The sequence below is a fragment of the Mesorhizobium terrae genome, from assembly GCF_008727715.1.
Classification (GTDB): domain Bacteria; phylum Pseudomonadota; class Alphaproteobacteria; order Rhizobiales; family Rhizobiaceae; genus Mesorhizobium; species Mesorhizobium terrae.
This window is the reverse complement of record NZ_CP044218.1, coordinates 4,928,898-4,944,805: the sequence shown is the minus strand read 5'-3', so window position 1 is coordinate 4,944,805 and position 15,908 is coordinate 4,928,898. Positions and strand designations below refer to the sequence as shown.

Below are 15,908 nucleotides of genomic sequence, written 5' to 3'. Positions count from 1 at the left end.
TTCAGAACCAGTAGTCCGCCACGCAGCGGCCATCGCGCGGCAAGTCGGTAAAAGTGTCCAGCCCGTCGAAATGGTCGATGGGCAGGGCGGCGACGACCTCCGGCTCGGCCAGCCGTACGTTCACGGCCATGCGCCGGCGGCCTTCCTTGTTCAGCCGCGTGCCGCGCCACCAGGCCACGCAGCCGCATTTCGGGCAGAAGTTGAAGGTGAGGTGGCTTTCGCTGCCGTGGCGCGCATAGGCGTGCGCCTCGCCCGACACCTCGATCTCCTCGCCCTCATGACCATAGATCCACAGGGTTCCGTGGCGGCGGCAGACCGTGCAGTTGCACGCCGTCGCGCCTTCCGGTGTTCCGTTGAAGCGCCAGCGGACCGCGCCGCAATGGCATGCACCTTCGATCGTCGTCATCGGGTCGACCCCGGTTTGCCGTCATACAGGGTAGAAGGGCCGCCTTGATCGAACAAGGTAGGTCCGGCGATTGTCATGCAGCGCGGCGGCGGCTAAAGGCAGCGCATGACCGAGAGCTTTTCCTTTTCTGTACTCGCCACCGACGGCAAGGCGCGGCGCGGCGAAATCTCCATGCCGCGCGGCAAGATCCGCACGCCGGCCTTCATGCCGGTCGGCACGGGCGGCACCGTCAAGGCCATGTATATGGACCAGGTGCGCGGCGTCGGCGCCGACATCATCCTGGGCAACACCTATCACCTGATGCTGCGCCCGGGCGCCGAGCGTGTCGCGCGATTGGGCGGCCTGCACGAATTCGCCCGCTGGCCGCATCCGATCCTGACCGATTCCGGCGGTTTCCAGGTGATGTCGCTGTCGAAGCTCAGGAAGCTGACCGAGCAGGGCGTCACCTTCCGCTCGCATATCGACGGTTCGCCCTATGAAATGTCGCCGGAGCGCTCGATCGAAATCCAGGGCCTGCTCGATTCCGACATCCAGATGCAGCTCGACGAATGCACCGCGCTGCCGGCGGACGAGAACGAAATCGAGCGGGCGATGGAGCTGTCGCTGCGCTGGGCCGAGCGCTGCAAGACGGCTTTTGGCGACCAGCCCGGCAAGGCGATGTTCGGCATCGTGCAAGGCGGCGACAATGAAAAGCTGCGCGTGCGTTCCGCGCAGGCGCTGTCCGCCATGGGGCTCAAAGGCTACGCAGTCGGCGGTCTCGCGGTCGGCGAGCCGCAGGCTGTGATGCTGGAGATGCTCGACATCACCTGTCCGGAACTGCCGGCGGAAAAGCCGCGCTACCTGATGGGCGTCGGCACGCCCGACGACATCGTGAAGTCGGTGGCGCGCGGCATCGACATGTTCGATTGCGTGATGCCGACAAGGGCGGGGCGCCACGGGCTTGCCTATACACGGCGCGGCAAGATCAACCTGCGCAACGCCCGCCACGCCGACGATCCACGCCCGTTGGACGAAGAGAGCGACTGCCCGGCCGCGCGCGACTATTCCCGCGCCTATCTGCACCACCTTGTGCGCTCGCAGGAAGCGCTCGGTGCCATGCTGCTGACCTGGAACAACCTGTCCTACTATCAGAAGCTGATGCAGGACATTCGCAATGCGATCGAGGCCGGCCAGTTTGAGACCCGAACGGCGGCGATCTCGGAAGGCTGGGCGAGGGGCGATCTACCGGCTCTGTAGCGCTTGATCCTGCGGGTCTGGATCGATCTTCGGAAAGCTCAGGCATCGGATCAAAAGTATTACAGCGCGTTGGCGATCGCCTGGAAGGCATCGATCGTCGCGTACTCCATGGCGTTGCCGCTGTTGTTGTAGTCGACATAGGCCGAGGTTTTGGCGATGACGACCTTGCGCGCCGGGTTGACGTAGATGAACTGGCCATAGATGCCGATGGCCGAGAAGTCGCCCTGCGGCTTGCCGGGTATCCACCATTGGTAGCCATAGCCGAACGGCACGCCGGCGGCTGCGTCTTCGCGGCCCGGCATCAGATAGGGCGCGTCGGGTGTCACCGAGGCATGCACCCACACTGCCGGCACGATCTGCTCGCCCTTCCAGTTGCGCCCCTCGTTCAGATAAAGCAGCCCGAAGCGGGCATAGTCGCGCAGCACCGCATTGAGCCCGCCGGCGGCGATCGTTTCTTTCTTCTGATCGACCAGCCAGTAGGCATCGGCCTCGGGACCGAGACGCGACCACAGCCGCTCCTTGAAATAGTCGGGCAGGGGCTTTCCGGTGGCACCCTCCAGCACCATGCCCAGCACCTGCGTATCGGCCGAGACATAGCGGTTGACCGTACCTTGCGGGCGCTCGTTCTTCAGATGGGCGGTGAAATCGTCCACCGAGCCGGTCAGGATCTGGATGATGTAGCGCACGACGTCGGAGTTGAGGTCGCCATAATCCTCGTTGAATCCAACGCCGGACGCCATCTGCAGCACGTTCTTGACCTTGACGCCCTTGTAGCCGCCCTCGGCCAGCAGCGGCGCGTATTTCTCCACCGGGTCGTCCAGCTTGATGAGACCGTCGGCAACCGCGTTGCCAATCAGGAACGAGATGGTCGACTTCGAAACCGACATGGCGATCGATTGCGTTTGTGCGCTGTTGCCGCGCCGGTATTCCTCATGGACGATCACGCCGTCCTTGATGACCAGCAGGCCGGTGGTCTGGGATTGTTCGATCCAGTCGGCGATCGTACGGGTCTCGCCGCCCGACACATATGTTTCCGGAAGCGGCCGTTCGGCTTTTGGAAGGTCGCTCACCTCGGCGCCACGCTCGATGCGGACGGAAGGATAGGTCTTGTAGAACGAGCGGAAATTCTCGTCGATCACATCCGGCTTGAACAGGTTCGCATAGATATAGACCGCATGCAGTTCCTTGATCTTCTGGCGGAAGACGAAGCCACCGACGAGCGCAACGACGACAGTGAGCACAACGACGCGCAATGCCCAACGCCAGAATGTCCGCATGAAAATCCTCCCCAAAACCGCTCTGACGGCGGCTCTCATGACTATGCCGATTTTGAAGCCGTCAAAGGAAGATGTGTCAATCTCGGCGCCACTGTCGGCCCTTCCGCCTTTAAGCCGTGGTTAAGGCGCGCCAGACATGCTTTCGGCGGGAGGATTCGCGCGGATCTCGGAGTGGACGATGTTGTGTCAGCCAATCGACCGTCGTTTGTTTTTGACCGGTGCGGTCGCCGCTCTGGCGCTGCCTTGCCTGCTGGCCAATGCGGCAGCCATGCCGACCATGGATGAAGTGGCTGCCGATCCGGCCATTCCCGCGCTTGGCAACCCGCAAGGCGACGTCACCATCGCCGAATATGTCGATTTTCAATGCCCGGTCTGCAAACTGGCCTTCATCGAGCTCAAGAAACTGCTCGCGGAAGACGCAGGCATCCGTCTGGTCATGAAGGACTGGCCGATCTTTGGAGACGCGTCGCGCTACGCGGCCAAAATGGCGCTCGCCACCAGCGATAGCGGCCACTATGGGCAGGCGGTGGATGCCCTGATGACGGCCGAGGGCCGGCTGTCGGAGCGCCGCACGGATACGATCCTGGCCGATGCCGGCATCGACCTTGCCAGGACGCGTGCAAATCTGGCCGAGCGCGGTGCCGGGATCGACGCGCTGCTTGTCCGCAACGAGAGCCAGGCCAGTGCCTTCAAGCTGCGTGGCACACCGGCACTGGTGGTGGGCGGCCGCCTGTTCCGTCACGGTCTGTCGCTGGACGAACTCAGGACGGCGGTTCGTCAAGCCAGGTCCTGACCCTACCCAAGGCGGCGCTTGAAACGCCGCCGCCAGTCTGCCAGAACGACCGCATCAGCAAGGGCACCAGCGAGGCGGAGCCGTGAAGACTTTTTTCGTTCAGTTCAAATGCGAGCTCGGCAAGGCCTATGACGTGGCAAGCGCGCTGGCCGACGCCGAGATCGCTTCCGAAATCTATTCGACCGCCGGTCACTACGACCTGATGGCGAAGTTCTACATCGATGACGATCAGGATGTCGGCCATTTCGTCAACGAGAAGGTGCAGGTCATTCCCGGCATCAAGGATACGTTCACGACCGTCACCTTCCGGGCGTTCTGACGCTCGCCTTCCGGGTGACCGTTTTTTCGGCATGCGGCTGCCCATAACAGTGCTTTGCCGCCTTGCCATTGTGCAACCAGCCGACATTGTTGGCTAGGCCTGATGCAAATCACCGATTGCGCTTGATTTTCTTCCCCGACGCCAGTTCAAATGGCTTCAGAGGGGAGTACGCGATTGGCAGCTTTCGACGAGATGCTTCCGGAAACTACCGGGCTGAGAAGACCATACTCGGCTTATGATCGTTGGCTAAAAGAACAAGACCCGGCCAGACTGGCCCAGAAGATGGAGGATGCGGAGCGCGTCTTCCGGAAAACCGGCATCACCTTCGCCGTTTACGGCGAGCAGGAGGCCTCCGAGCGCCTCATCCCCTTTGACATCGTGCCCCGCATCATTGCCGGCCAGGAATGGCGCCGGCTGGCGCTCGGCATCGAGCAGCGCGTGCAGGCGTTGAACGCGTTTCTGGATGACATCTATCATCGCCAGGAAATCCTGCGCGCCGGACGCGTGCCCCGGCAGCTGATCGCCGACAACGAGGCCTTCCTGCCCGAGATGATCGGGGTTCGTCCGCCGGCAGGCGTCTACACCCACATCATCGGGGTCGACATCGTCCGCATCAGTGAGAACGAGTTCTACGTTCTGGAGGACAATGCGCGCACGCCGTCGGGCGTCTCCTACATGCTGGAGAACCGCGAGACGATGATGCAGCTCTTTCCGGAGTTGTTCCAGCAGATCAAGGTGCGGCCGGTGGAGAACTATCCGGCGCTGCTCCGGCAATCGCTGGCGGCGGTCAGGCCGAAGGGCGTCGACGGCACGCCGACCATCGCGGTGCTGACCCCGGGCATCTACAACTCCGCCTATTACGAACACGCCTTTCTTGCCGACCAGATGGGCGTGCAACTGGTGGAGGGTTCGGACCTGCGCGTCGTCGACGGCCATGTCGCGATGCGCACGACCGAAGGCTACAAGCAGATCGACGTGCTCTACCGCCGCGTCGACGATGCCTATCTGGACCCGCTGACCTTCAAGCCCGATTCAGCGCTCGGCGTGCCAGGCATCATGGACGTCTACCGCGCCGGCAACATCACCATCGCCAATGCGCCGGGCACCGGCATTTCCGACGACAAGGCGATCTATTCCTACATGCCGGAAATCGTCGAATTCTACACCGGCCGCAAGCCGATCCTCGGCAACATCCCGACCTGGCGCTGCTCGGAGCCGGACAGCCTGAAATATGTGCTGGAGCATCTGTCCGAGCTGGTCATCAAGGAGGTTCACGGGTCGGGCGGCTACGGCATGCTGGTCGGTCCGGCCGCGACCAGAAAGGAATGCGAGGAGTTCGGCAAGAAACTCGCCGCCAAGCCGTCGAACTATATCGCCCAGCCGACCCTTGCGCTCTCGACGTGCCCGATCATGACCGAAAAGGGTCTGGCGCCGAGGCACGTCGACCTCAGGCCCTATGTGCTCGTCTCCGACCGCATCCAGCTGGTGCCCGGCGGCCTGACCCGTGTCGCGCTGAAGGAAGGCTCGCTCGTGGTGAATTCGTCTCAGGGCGGCGGGACGAAGGATACGTGGGTGTTGGATGACTAGCGGCTGGTCGGCAATCGGCAGTCGGCAGTCGGTCTCAGATCACGAGCCGCCGCTCGGTTCTGAAAACAGCAAGATCGGCTCATATCGCGATCTAAGAGTGTGGAACCTGGCTATTGAATTGGCTGTCGACTGTTACGAACAGACCAGAGCTTTTCCGCAATCTGAATTGTATGGACTTACATCTCAGTTGAGACGAGCAGCCACTTCCGTGGCGGCCAATATCGCGGAAGGATATGGTCGGGAAAATACCGGTTCTTACGTCCAGTTCCTTCGCATCGCTCAAGGTTCGCTGAAGGAATTCGAGACGCACATCATAATTTCTACCCGCGTTGGCTTTCTCGAGGCGGAAGCACAACGACGCTTTTTGGCTCAGGCAAACGATATCGGTCGGATGCTTCGGGCCTTGATACGCAGTCTCCAACGGGCAAGCTGATGGCGCTGATACGCATACCCTTCCGATCTGCCGACTGCCGACTGCCGATTGCCGCCGGGAGGCCCAGCTAATGCTTCTCGGACGCACCGCCAACGGCCTTTACTGGATGAACCGCTATATCGAGCGGGCTGAGAACATGGCGCGCCTGGTCGATGCCGGTCTGCGCATGGCGCTGACACGTACGCAGGATGCTTCCGAGGAATGGCACTCCGTTGTCATCAGTGCCGGTTCCGATGTCGCCTTCGCGCAGAAATATTCCGAGTTCACCGCTGCCAATGTCGCAGATTTCCTGCTGCGCGACACGTCGAACCCGTCCAGCGTGATGTCGTCCATCGAAACCGCGCGCAACAACGCCCGCATGGTGCGCACGGCGCTGACACGCGAGACGTGGGAAAGCACCAACGAGGCCTGGATGGCCCTGAAGCGCATTCTGGCCAAGCCGATCGACCAGCGCGAACTGCCGACCGTGCTCGACGCCGTCAAACGCGAGACGGCGCTGATCCGCGGCGCCTTCTACGGCACCATGCTGCGCAACGAGATCTTCGATTTCTCGCAGCTCGGCACCTATCTCGAACGCGCCGACAACACGGCGCGCATCCTCGACGTGAAGTATTACGTGCTTCTGCCGTCGATTTCCTGGGTCGGTTCGACGCTCGACAACTACCAGTGGGAATCGATCCTGCGCTCGGTGTCGGCGCACCGCTCCTACCGCTGGGTGTATGAGGCCGAATACAAACCGACGAACATCGCCGACTATCTGATCGTCAATGCGCGCATGCCGCGCTCGCTGACGTTCTGCTACCGCTTCATCCTCGAACATCTGAATTTCCTTGGCAGCGACTATGGCGCGCGCCATGCCTGTCACACCACCGCCGAGCGTATCCACGCAATGCTGAAAGTCGGCTCGATCAAGGACGTCTTCGACGCCGGCTTGCACGAATTCCTCGGCAATTTCATCGCCGAGAACACGCGGCTCGGCGACGAGATCGCCGAGGACTACCGGTTCTACTAGGATCACCATGCGCCTCAGGATCACGCACCGGACCGAATACAGTTACGACGCGCCGGTCAGCTATGCGCTGCAGCGCATAAGGCTGGTGCCAAGCTCCGGCCCGACCCAGACGGTGCGTTCATGGGCGCTGCGGATCGAGGGCGCCAGGGAAGAAGTCCATTTCAGCGACCAGTTCGCCAACGATACGCGGCTGGTCAGCGTCGAAGGCGCGCCGCAGATGATCGCGATCGAGGCCAGCGGCGAGGTCGAGACGCTCGACAAGGCCGGTGTCTACGGCAAGCATTATGGTTTCGCGCCGCTCTGGCTGTTCCTGCGCGAAACGCCGCTGACGGCGCCGGGCGAGGGCATCCGCGCGCTGATCCGGACGCTCGGCGAGGGAACCGAGATCGAGCGGCTGCACAGATTGATGGAAACGGTGCGTGACAGGATCGACTACCGGCCGGGCTCCACCAGCGCCGAAACGGTTGCCGAGGAGGCGCTGAGCTTGGGCACCGGCGTCTGCCAGGACCACAGCCACGTCTTCATCGCGGCGTCCAGGCTGCTGGGGCTGCCGGCGCGTTATGTCAGTGGCTATCTGATGATGGACGGCGTCTCCGAGCAGGCCGCGAGCCACGCCTGGGCGGAGGCGCATGTCGCGGGCCTGGGCTGGGTGTCGTTCGACGCCGCCAACGGCATTTCCCCGGATGAGCGCTACGTGCGGGTGGCGACCGGCCGCGACTATCGCGATGCCATGCCGGTCTCCGGAATTCGTGTGGGGCAGGGGCAGGAACAGCTCGCCGTTTCCATTACCGTGACACAACAATAGGATCGCGCGGTGCGAAGGGTAGCCTGCGAGGCTTGCCTTTTGCGGTTCTGCAATATAATACACATGTTAATTAATTAAACGATTGCCGAGGGAAGAGGCGTGATGGACAGCAATGAGTTTCGCGATTGGTCGCGGCGCGCGGCGGACTGGGGCGCCGACTACCGGGACACCGTGCGCGACCGGCCGGTGCGCCCGCGGGTGACGCCGGGCTCCATCCAGCACAGCGTCGAGGCATCGCCGCCCGAACAGGCGGAGCCGATGGAGGCGATCTTCGCCGATTTCGAGGCCAAGATCATGCCCGGCATGACCCATTGGCAGCATCCGCGGTTCTTTGCCTATTTCCCCGCCAATGCCGCGCGCGTGTCGGTGATCGCCGAATATCTGGTCACTGCGGTCGCCGCCCAATGCATGCTGTGGCAGACCTCTCCGGCCGCCACTGAACTCGAAACCAAGATGATCGACTGGCTGCGCCAGGCGCTCGGCCTGCCGGAAGGTTTTTCGGGCGTGATCCAGGATTCGGCGTCCTCGGCGACCTTGGCGGCGGTGCTGACTATGCGCGAGCGCGCGCTCGGCTGGGAAGGCAACAGCAAGGGCCTGTCCGGCCAGAAGCGGCTGCGCGTCTACTGCTCGAACCAGGTCCACACCTCCATCGACCGTGCCATCTGGGTGGCCGGCATCGGCGACGAGAACCTCGTGCGCATCCCGACGGCAGGCGCGTTGCGCAGCATGGACATGGCCGCGCTCGAAGCCGCCATCCGCGCCGACAAGGAAGCGGGCATGCAGCCGGCCGGTATCATCGCCTGCGTCGGCGGCACCAGCACCGGTGGCACCGACGACATCGCCGCCGTCGCCGACATCGCGCGCCGTCACGGCCTTTACCTGCATGTCGACGCGGCCTGGGCCGGTTCGGCGATGATTTGCCCGGAGTACCGGCACTTCTGGGCCGGGATCGAAAAGGCCGATTCCATCGTCTTCAACCCGCACAAATGGCTGGGCGCCAGTTTCGACTGCTCGATCCAGTTCGTGCGCGATCCCGAGAGCCATGTGCGGACCCTGGCGATCAAGCCGGAATATCTGAAGACGCACGGCCATGACGGCATCATCAACTACTCCGAATGGACGGTGACGCTGGGCCGGCGGTTCCGGGCGCTCAAATTGTGGTTCCTGATGCGCGCGCACGGGCTCGAAGGGCTGCGCACGATGATCCGCAACCACGTTGCCTGGAGTGTTGCCCTTGCCGAGCGCCTGCGCAACGAGCCGGACTTCGAGATCGTCACCGAGCCGATGCTGTCGCTGTTTTCCTTCCGCCATCGCGCGCCGCAGGGCGTCGATGCCGACGAGCACAATCTGAGGCTGGTCAACGCCATCAACGACGATGGTTTCATCTACTTGACCCAGACGCGCGTCGAGGACCGCGTGGCGATCCGCTTCCAGGTCGGTCAGTTCGACGCCACCAGGGAAGACGTCGAGGCGGCATTCGACGCGATCGTGCAGACGGCCCGCCGCCTGGCTTAGCGCGGACATCGATAGCCGGCGAAATGCAGTGGCGCCTCCGGCGCCGCTTTCCTGTTGCATGCTGGCGGCTTTCCCGTGCTTTCGTTTTCGGCTATGGGTAAGAAAAACGAAAATGGGAAGGGCCGCCATGTATCTGTCGCCGCGTCACGCCGAGATCATCCAGATGGCGAAGGAGGCGGGGCGCGTGCTGGTCGACGACCTCGCCGCGCATTTCGAAGTGACGCCGCAGACCATCCGCAAGGATCTCAACGACTTGTGCGATCAGCGGCTGCTGACGCGCATCCACGGCGGCGCGCTGTTTCCATCCGGCATCGAAAACATGGAGTATGAGGCGCGGCGCAAGATCGCCGCTGACGAGAAGGAAGCGATCGGCCGCGCCGCCGCCCGCCTCATCCCCGACAACGCCTCCCTCTTCATCAATATCGGCACCACGACGGAATCCGTCAGCAAGGCGCTTCTGGATCACACCGGTTTGATGGTGATCACCAATAACATCAATGTTGCCAACAGGATGCGCGTCTATCCTTCGATAGAGGTGGTGATTGCCGGCGGCGTCGTGCGCGGATCGGACGGCGGTATCGTCGGCGAAGCGGCGGTCGATTTCATCAAGCAGTTCAAGGTCGACTACGCGGTGATCGGTGCCTCGGCCATCGACCATGATGGCGCGCTGCTCGATTTCGATTTTCGCGAAGTGAAAGTGGCGCAGGCCATCATCGCCAACACGCGCCACGTCATCCTGGTTTCGGATCGCACCAAATTCGAACGCACGGCACCCGTGCGCATCGGTCATCTCTCGCAGGTCAACACCTTCATTACGGACCGCTGCGATATTCCTTCTATCCGCAGGATCTGCGAGGAATCCGAGGTGCAGCTCATCGAAACATCGCGCCCCTGACGTGCGGAGGTTGTGGGCGGTAACAAGTCCGTGAATTTCGTTTGACATTCGTTCTGTTTTCGAAATAATCCTAATCTGCTTTCGGAATGTGGCTCTGCATGCTGCAACGCGAAAAGGCGGGAGGGCATTTTGGACGCAGCTCCGGTCCACGACATTTTCGTCATTGGCGGCGGCATCAATGGCTGCGGCATCGCGCGTGACGCGGTCGGTCGCGGTTATTCCGTGTTCCTGGCCGAAATGAACGATCTGGCCAGCGGCACGTCCTCCGGCTCGACCAAGCTGATCCATGGCGGCCTGCGCTACCTCGAATTCTACGAGTTTCGGCTTGTCCGCGAGGCGCTGATGGAGCGCGAGGTGCTGTGGCGCAACGCGCCCCACATCATCTGGCCGATGCGCTTCGTGCTGCCTTATTTCGCCGGCGGCCCGCGCCCGGCCTGGATGTTGCGCCTCGGCCTGTTCCTCTACGATCATATCGGCGGCCGCAAGGCGCTGCCGGCAACCCGTACGCTCGACATGAAGCGCGACGTCGCCGGCAAGCCGTTGAAGCCGATCTTCTCCAAGGCGTTCGAATATTCAGACGGCTGGGTCAACGATGCCCGTCTCGTCGTGCTCAACGCCCGCGATGCCGCCGACCGTGGCGCCGTTATCCGCACGCGCACCCGGGTGGTGGCCGCGCGGCGCGACAACGATATATGGACGATCACCATCGAGGATTTGCGCAGCCGCGCCATCGAAACCGTGCAAGCGAGGCTGCTCGTCAATGCGGCCGGCCCGTGGGTTGACCATGTCCTGTCCGAAACCGTCGGCAAGAACGATGTCCACAATGTACGTCTCGTGCAGGGCAGCCATATCGTCGTGCGCAAGAAGTTCGACGATCCGCGCGCCTATTTCTTCCAGAACAAGGATGGCCGCATCATCTTCGCCATCCCCTACGAGGACGAATTCACGCTGATCGGCACCACGGATCGCGACTTTACCGGCGATCCCCACGATGTGAAGATCAGCGACGGCGAGATCGACTATCTTTGCGATGCGGCAAGCGAATATTTTGCCCAGCCGGTGCTGCGCGACGACATCGTCTGGACCTATTCCGCCGTGCGCCCGCTCTATGACGACGGCGCCTCCAAGGCCCAGGAAGCGACGCGCGACTATGTGCTGAAGGCCGAGGGCGGTGCAGGGCTCGCGCCGCTCGTCAACGCCTTTGGCGGCAAGATCACCACCTACCGCCGGCTGGCTGAATCCATGATCGAGAAGATCGAGGAGTTCCTTGGCAAGCGCGGCCCTTCCTGGACGGTTAGTGCCCCGCTTCCCGGCGGCGATTTCCCGGCCACCGGCTACGAGGCCGAGGTGACCAGACTGAAACAGGCCTACGCCTTCCTCGATCCGCGCCTGGCGCGGCGCCTTGTGCGCCTCTACGGCACGCGGGCGCATGCCTTGCTCGGCCCAGCCAGGTCCATCGCCGATCTCGGCCAGGATTTCGGCGGCGATCTGTACGAGGCCGAGGTTCGCTATCTGGTCGAGCACGAGTGGGCTGAGACCGCGCAGGACATCCTTTGGCGCAGGACCAAGCGAGGCCTGCATTTCGACCGTAAACAGACCGCGGAACTGGAGGCATTCCTGCGCCGCATCTGCGGGCCGCACATAGCCGCGGCCGAATAAGCGCAGCAGAGGGGGGAGGAACCGGATGCTGGAACTTAGGAACGTCGCGAAGGTCGTTGGCGGCCTGTCGCACATCAACGACGTGTCGTTGACGCTGCAGCACGGCTCGCTGAACGTGCTTCTGGGGCCGACGCTGTCGGGCAAGACCAGCCTGATGCGGCTGATGGCCGGGCTCGACCGGCCGACCTCCGGTTCGATCTGGTTCGACGGCGCTGACGTCACCGGCATGCCGGTGCAGAAGCGCAACGTCGCCATGGTCTACCAGCAGTTCATCAACTATCCGGCGATGACCGTCTATGAGAACATCGCCTCGCCGCTGCGCGTCGCCGGCGTCGATCGTGCCACCATCGATCGCGAGGTGCGGCAGGCCGCCGACCTTTTGAAGCTCACGCCCTACCTGCAACGCACGCCGCTCAACCTGTCCGGTGGCCAACAGCAGCGCACCGCCTTGGCGCGCGCCATCGTCAAGAATGCCAGGCTGGTCCTGCTCGACGAGCCGCTCGCCAATCTGGATTACAAGCTGCGCGAGGAACTGCGCGCCGAACTGCCGAAGATATTCGCCGAGGCCGGCACCATCTTCGTCTATGCGACGACCGAGCCACATGAGGCGTTGCTGCTTGGCGGCAACACTGCCACCTTGTCCGAGGGCAGGGTCACCCAGTTCGGGCCGACCATCGATGTCTTCCGCAAGCCGGACGACCTGATCACTGCGCGCACCTTCGCCGATCCGCCGCTCAACGCCATCGTGCTGCGCAAGGCGGGCGCGAAGTTCCTGCTCGACGGCGGCGTCGGCATTCCCGTTCCGGCCGATCTCGCGGGCATCGCCGATGCCAGTTACACGATCGGCTTCCAGCCGCACCATCTGTCGCTGCAGCGGCCGAACGAGCAGGCCGTGCCGGTGCGCGCCAAGGTGTCGATCACCGAAATCACCGGCTCGGAAAGTTTCGTCCATCTCGATTTCGCCGACGTGCGCTGGGTGATGCTGAGCCACGGCATTCTCGACCTCAAGCCCGACGAGGAGGTCGAGGTGTTCATCGATCCGCGCCACATCATGGTGTTCGACGCTTCAGGCCGCTCGGTCGGCGCGCGCCGGCTGGCGGCATAGGAGCGCGATATGGCACGCATCGACCTCAACCACATTCGCCACTCCTATCTGCCAAACCCGCAGAAAGAGAGCGATTTCGCGCTGAAGGAGGTGCACCACACCTTCCAGGATGGCGGTGCCTACGCGCTGCTCGGACCGTCCGGCTGCGGCAAGACCACGCTGCTCAACATCATCTCCGGCCTGCTGCACCCTTCGCATGGCGAGCTTTTGTTCAACGGCCGCGATGTCACCCACCTGTCGACGCAGGAGCGCAACATCGCCCAGGTGTTCCAATTCCCGGTCATCTACGACACCATGACCGTCTACGACAATCTGGCCTTCCCGCTGCGCAACCGCGCCGTGCCGGAAGCCGATGTCGACCGCAAGGTCCGCGAGACGCTCGACATGATCGGCCTCGCCGACTGGGCCAAGCGCAAGGCGAGGGGGCTGACCGCCGACCAGAAGCAGAAGATTTCGCTCGGTCGCGGCCTGGTGCGCTCCGATGTCAACGCAATCCTGTTCGACGAGCCGCTGACCGTCATCGACCCGCACATGAAGTGGGTCCTGCGCTCGCAGCTCAAGCAACTCCATCGCCGCTTCGGCTACACCATGGTCTACGTCACCCACGACCAGACCGAGGCACTGACCTTCGCTGACCAGGTCGTCGTCATGTATGACGGCGGCATCGTCCAGATCGGCACGCCGGCGGAGTTGTTCGAACGCCCCAGCCATACCTTCGTTGGCTATTTCATCGGCTCGCCCGGCATGAACGTGCTGCCGGTGGAGATCGACGGCAAGACGGCCAAATTCGGTTCGCTGGCCGTGGTGCTGCCGGGTGCACCCGAGAAGACGGGCGGCACGATGGAACTCGGCATCCGGCCCGAACATGTGCGGCTCGGCCGCGTCGGCATCGCCGTCTCGATTACCAAGGTCGAGGATGTCGGCCGCCACAAGGTGGTGCGCGCTAGGCTCGAGGGCCACGAGATCGCGGCCATTATCGGCGAGGACGAGGAAATCCCTGCCGAGCCGAAACTGCGCTTCGACCCTGCCGGCATCAATGTCTACGCCAATTCCTGGCGCGTCGAGATGGGGGCCTGACCGTGGAAAAAACCTGGAACAACAAGGCCTGGTTCCTCGTCCTGCCGGTGCTGGTGCTGGTGGCGTTCTCTGCGGTGATCCCGCTGATGACCGTCGTCAACTATTCGGTCCAGGACACGTTCGGCAACAACCAGTTCTTCTGGGCCGGCACGGAGTGGTTCCAGGAGTTGCTCACCTCGTCGCGCTTCTGGCAGTCGATGGGCCGCAATCTGGTCTTTTCGGGCATCATCCTTGCCATCGAGGTGCCGCTCGGCATCCTGATCGCGCTCAACATGCCGAAAAAGGGCTGGGGCGTGCCGGTCTGCCTGGTGTTGATGGCGTTGCCGCTGCTCATTCCGTGGAACGTCGTTGGCACGATCTGGCAGGTGTTCGGCCGCAACGACATCGGCCTGTTCGGCTATTACCTCAACCAGATCGGCATCGACTACAACTACGTCCAGGATCCGTTCGATGCCTGGGTCACCGTCATCATCATGGATATCTGGCATTGGACGAGCCTCGTCGTTCTCCTGTGCTACGCCGGCCTCGTCTCCATCCCGGACGCCTTCTACCAGGCAGCCAAGATCGACGGCGCCTCGCGCTGGGCAGTGTTCCGCTACATCCAGCTGCCGAAGATGCAGCGCGTGCTCCTGATCGCCGTGCTGTTGCGATTCATGGACAGTTTCATGATCTACACCGAGCCCTTCGTGGTCACCGGCGGCGGCCCCGGCAATTCCACCACCTTCCTCTCCATCGACCTCGTCAAGATGGCGCTCGGCCAGTTCGACCTCGGGCCGGCGGCGGCGATGTCGCTGGTCTACTTCCTCATCATCCTGCTGCTGTCATGGGTGTTCTACACCGTCATGACCAACTACGACGCGGAGCGCTGACATGACGGGCGCCAACGAACGTTTGTCTGGCCCGCTGGATGCAGCTGTTGCCGCCGGCGCGCTGGCCAGCGGCCTGTCGCAGGAGGATCTGGCGCGGCGCATGCGCAAGCGCGGCGAGGAATCGCGCTTCTGGTGGATGGTGCCCACCCTCTACATCGTCTTCCTGCTCCTGCCGATCTACTGGCTCGTCAATATGAGCTTCAAGACCAACACGGAGATCATCTCCGGGCTGACGCTCTATCCGCACGAGCCGACGCTCAGGAACTACGCCATCATCTTCACCGATCCGTCCTGGTATCGCGGCTACATCAACTCCATCACCTATGTCGTTATGAACATGGTGATTTCCATCGCGGTCGCCTTGCCGGCTGCTTATGCCTTCTCGCGCTACCGCTTCCTCGGCGACAAGCATCTGTTCTTCTGGCTGCTCACCAACCGCATGGCGCCGCCGGCGGTGTTCGCGCTGCCCTTCTTCCAGCTCTATTCGGCCTTCGGTCTCATCGACACGCACATCGCCGTAGCGCTCGCCCACTGCCTGTTCAACGTTCCGCTGGCGGTGTGGATACTCGAAGGTTTCATGTCGGGCGTGCCGAAGGAGATCGACGAGACGGCCTATATCGACGGCTATTCGTTCCCGCGCTTCTTCTTCAAGATATTCATGCCGCTGATCGCCTCGGGCATCGGCGTCGCCGCCTTCTTCTGCTTCATGTTCTCTTGGGTGGAACTGCTGATCGCCCGCACCCTGACCACCACCGACGCCAAGCCGATCGCTGCCGTCATGACGCGCACGGTTTCGGCCGCCGGCATGGACTGGGGCCTGCTGGCGGCGGCCGGCGTGCTGACGCTGATCCCGGGCGCCGTCGTGATCTGGTTCGTGCGCAACTACATCGCCAAGGGTTTCGCGCTGGGGAGGGTGTGAC

General features: G+C 62.9%; 16 protein-coding genes. 14 read left to right on the top strand and 2 right to left on the bottom strand.

Features of this window, described 5'->3' with window-relative positions:
• Position 1 precedes the first annotated feature (1 nt).
• Positions 2-406, bottom strand: a complete 405-nt coding sequence (locus FZF13_RS24905; protein ID WP_036253633.1) for a GFA family protein — start codon at positions 404-406, stop codon at positions 2-4.
• A 105-nt stretch (positions 407-511) separates the two neighbouring features.
• Between FZF13_RS24905 and tgt the strand changes: the two genes are divergently transcribed.
• Complete coding sequence (gene tgt / locus FZF13_RS24900; RefSeq protein WP_024924847.1) at positions 512-1,642, top strand: tRNA guanosine(34) transglycosylase Tgt; 1,131 nt, start codon at positions 512-514, stop codon at positions 1,640-1,642.
• A 59-nt stretch (positions 1,643-1,701) separates the two neighbouring features.
• Here tgt and FZF13_RS24895 read toward each other — a convergent pair whose 3' ends face one another.
• Positions 1,702-2,919 (bottom strand): serine hydrolase domain-containing protein, encoded by a 1,218-nt coding sequence (locus FZF13_RS24895; protein ID WP_024924848.1) that lies wholly within the window; start codon positions 2,917-2,919, stop codon positions 1,702-1,704.
• Between the two features lie 178 nt (positions 2,920-3,097).
• Between FZF13_RS24895 and FZF13_RS24890 the strand changes: the two genes are divergently transcribed.
• From FZF13_RS24890 to FZF13_RS24830, 13 genes are all read left to right on the top strand, one after another.
• On the top strand, positions 3,098-3,712 hold the full coding sequence (locus FZF13_RS24890; protein ID WP_024924849.1) for a DsbA family protein: 615 nt from the start codon (positions 3,098-3,100) through the stop codon (positions 3,710-3,712).
• An 82-nt stretch (positions 3,713-3,794) separates the two neighbouring features.
• Positions 3,795-4,031 (top strand): Lrp/AsnC ligand binding domain-containing protein, encoded by a 237-nt coding sequence (locus FZF13_RS24885; RefSeq protein WP_024924850.1) that lies wholly within the window; start codon positions 3,795-3,797, stop codon positions 4,029-4,031.
• A gap of 174 nt (positions 4,032-4,205) precedes the next feature.
• Entirely contained in the window at positions 4,206-5,618 is a 1,413-nt protein-coding gene (locus tag FZF13_RS24880) for a circularly permuted type 2 ATP-grasp protein (RefSeq protein WP_024924851.1), read from the top strand.
• Positions 5,611-6,051, top strand: coding sequence for a four helix bundle protein (locus FZF13_RS24875; RefSeq protein ID WP_081766908.1), 441 nt, complete (start codon positions 5,611-5,613; stop codon positions 6,049-6,051). Before FZF13_RS24880 ends, FZF13_RS24875 begins: the two co-directional genes overlap by 8 nt.
• Before the next feature lie 70 nt (positions 6,052-6,121).
• Complete coding sequence (locus FZF13_RS24870) at positions 6,122-7,063, top strand: alpha-E domain-containing protein (protein ID WP_024924852.1); 942 nt, start codon at positions 6,122-6,124, stop codon at positions 7,061-7,063.
• Positions 7,064-7,070: 7 nt separating this feature from the next.
• Positions 7,071-7,868 carry a transglutaminase family protein gene (locus FZF13_RS24865; protein WP_024924853.1) on the top strand — a complete coding sequence of 266 codons (798 nt, stop codon included), beginning with the start codon at positions 7,071-7,073 and terminating at the stop codon, positions 7,866-7,868.
• A gap of 102 nt (positions 7,869-7,970) precedes the next feature.
• Positions 7,971-9,383 (top strand): pyridoxal phosphate-dependent decarboxylase family protein, encoded by a 1,413-nt coding sequence (locus FZF13_RS24860; protein ID WP_024924854.1) that lies wholly within the window; start codon positions 7,971-7,973, stop codon positions 9,381-9,383.
• A 127-nt stretch (positions 9,384-9,510) separates the two neighbouring features.
• Positions 9,511-10,278 carry a DeoR/GlpR family DNA-binding transcription regulator gene (locus FZF13_RS24855; RefSeq protein ID WP_024924855.1) on the top strand — a complete coding sequence of 256 codons (768 nt, stop codon included), beginning with the start codon at positions 9,511-9,513 and terminating at the stop codon, positions 10,276-10,278.
• Between the two features lie 129 nt (positions 10,279-10,407).
• Complete coding sequence (gene glpD, locus FZF13_RS24850) at positions 10,408-11,937, top strand: glycerol-3-phosphate dehydrogenase (protein ID WP_024924856.1); 1,530 nt, start codon at positions 10,408-10,410, stop codon at positions 11,935-11,937.
• 25 nt (positions 11,938-11,962) lie between these two features.
• Positions 11,963-13,042: an ABC transporter ATP-binding protein gene (locus FZF13_RS24845; protein ID WP_024924857.1), complete on the top strand. Its 1,080-nt coding sequence runs from the start codon at positions 11,963-11,965 to the stop codon at positions 13,040-13,042.
• Between the two features lie 9 nt (positions 13,043-13,051).
• Positions 13,052-14,119: an ABC transporter ATP-binding protein gene (locus FZF13_RS24840; RefSeq protein WP_024924858.1), complete on the top strand. Its 1,068-nt coding sequence runs from the start codon at positions 13,052-13,054 to the stop codon at positions 14,117-14,119.
• A 2-nt stretch (positions 14,120-14,121) separates the two neighbouring features.
• A complete protein-coding gene (locus FZF13_RS24835) occupies positions 14,122-14,988 on the top strand; it encodes a carbohydrate ABC transporter permease (protein ID WP_024924859.1) in 867 nt (288 codons plus the stop codon).
• A gap of 1 nt (position 14,989) precedes the next feature.
• Positions 14,990-15,907, top strand: a complete 918-nt coding sequence (locus FZF13_RS24830; RefSeq protein ID WP_024924860.1) for a carbohydrate ABC transporter permease — start codon at positions 14,990-14,992, stop codon at positions 15,905-15,907.
• The last annotated feature ends 1 nt before the right edge of the window (position 15,908 follow it).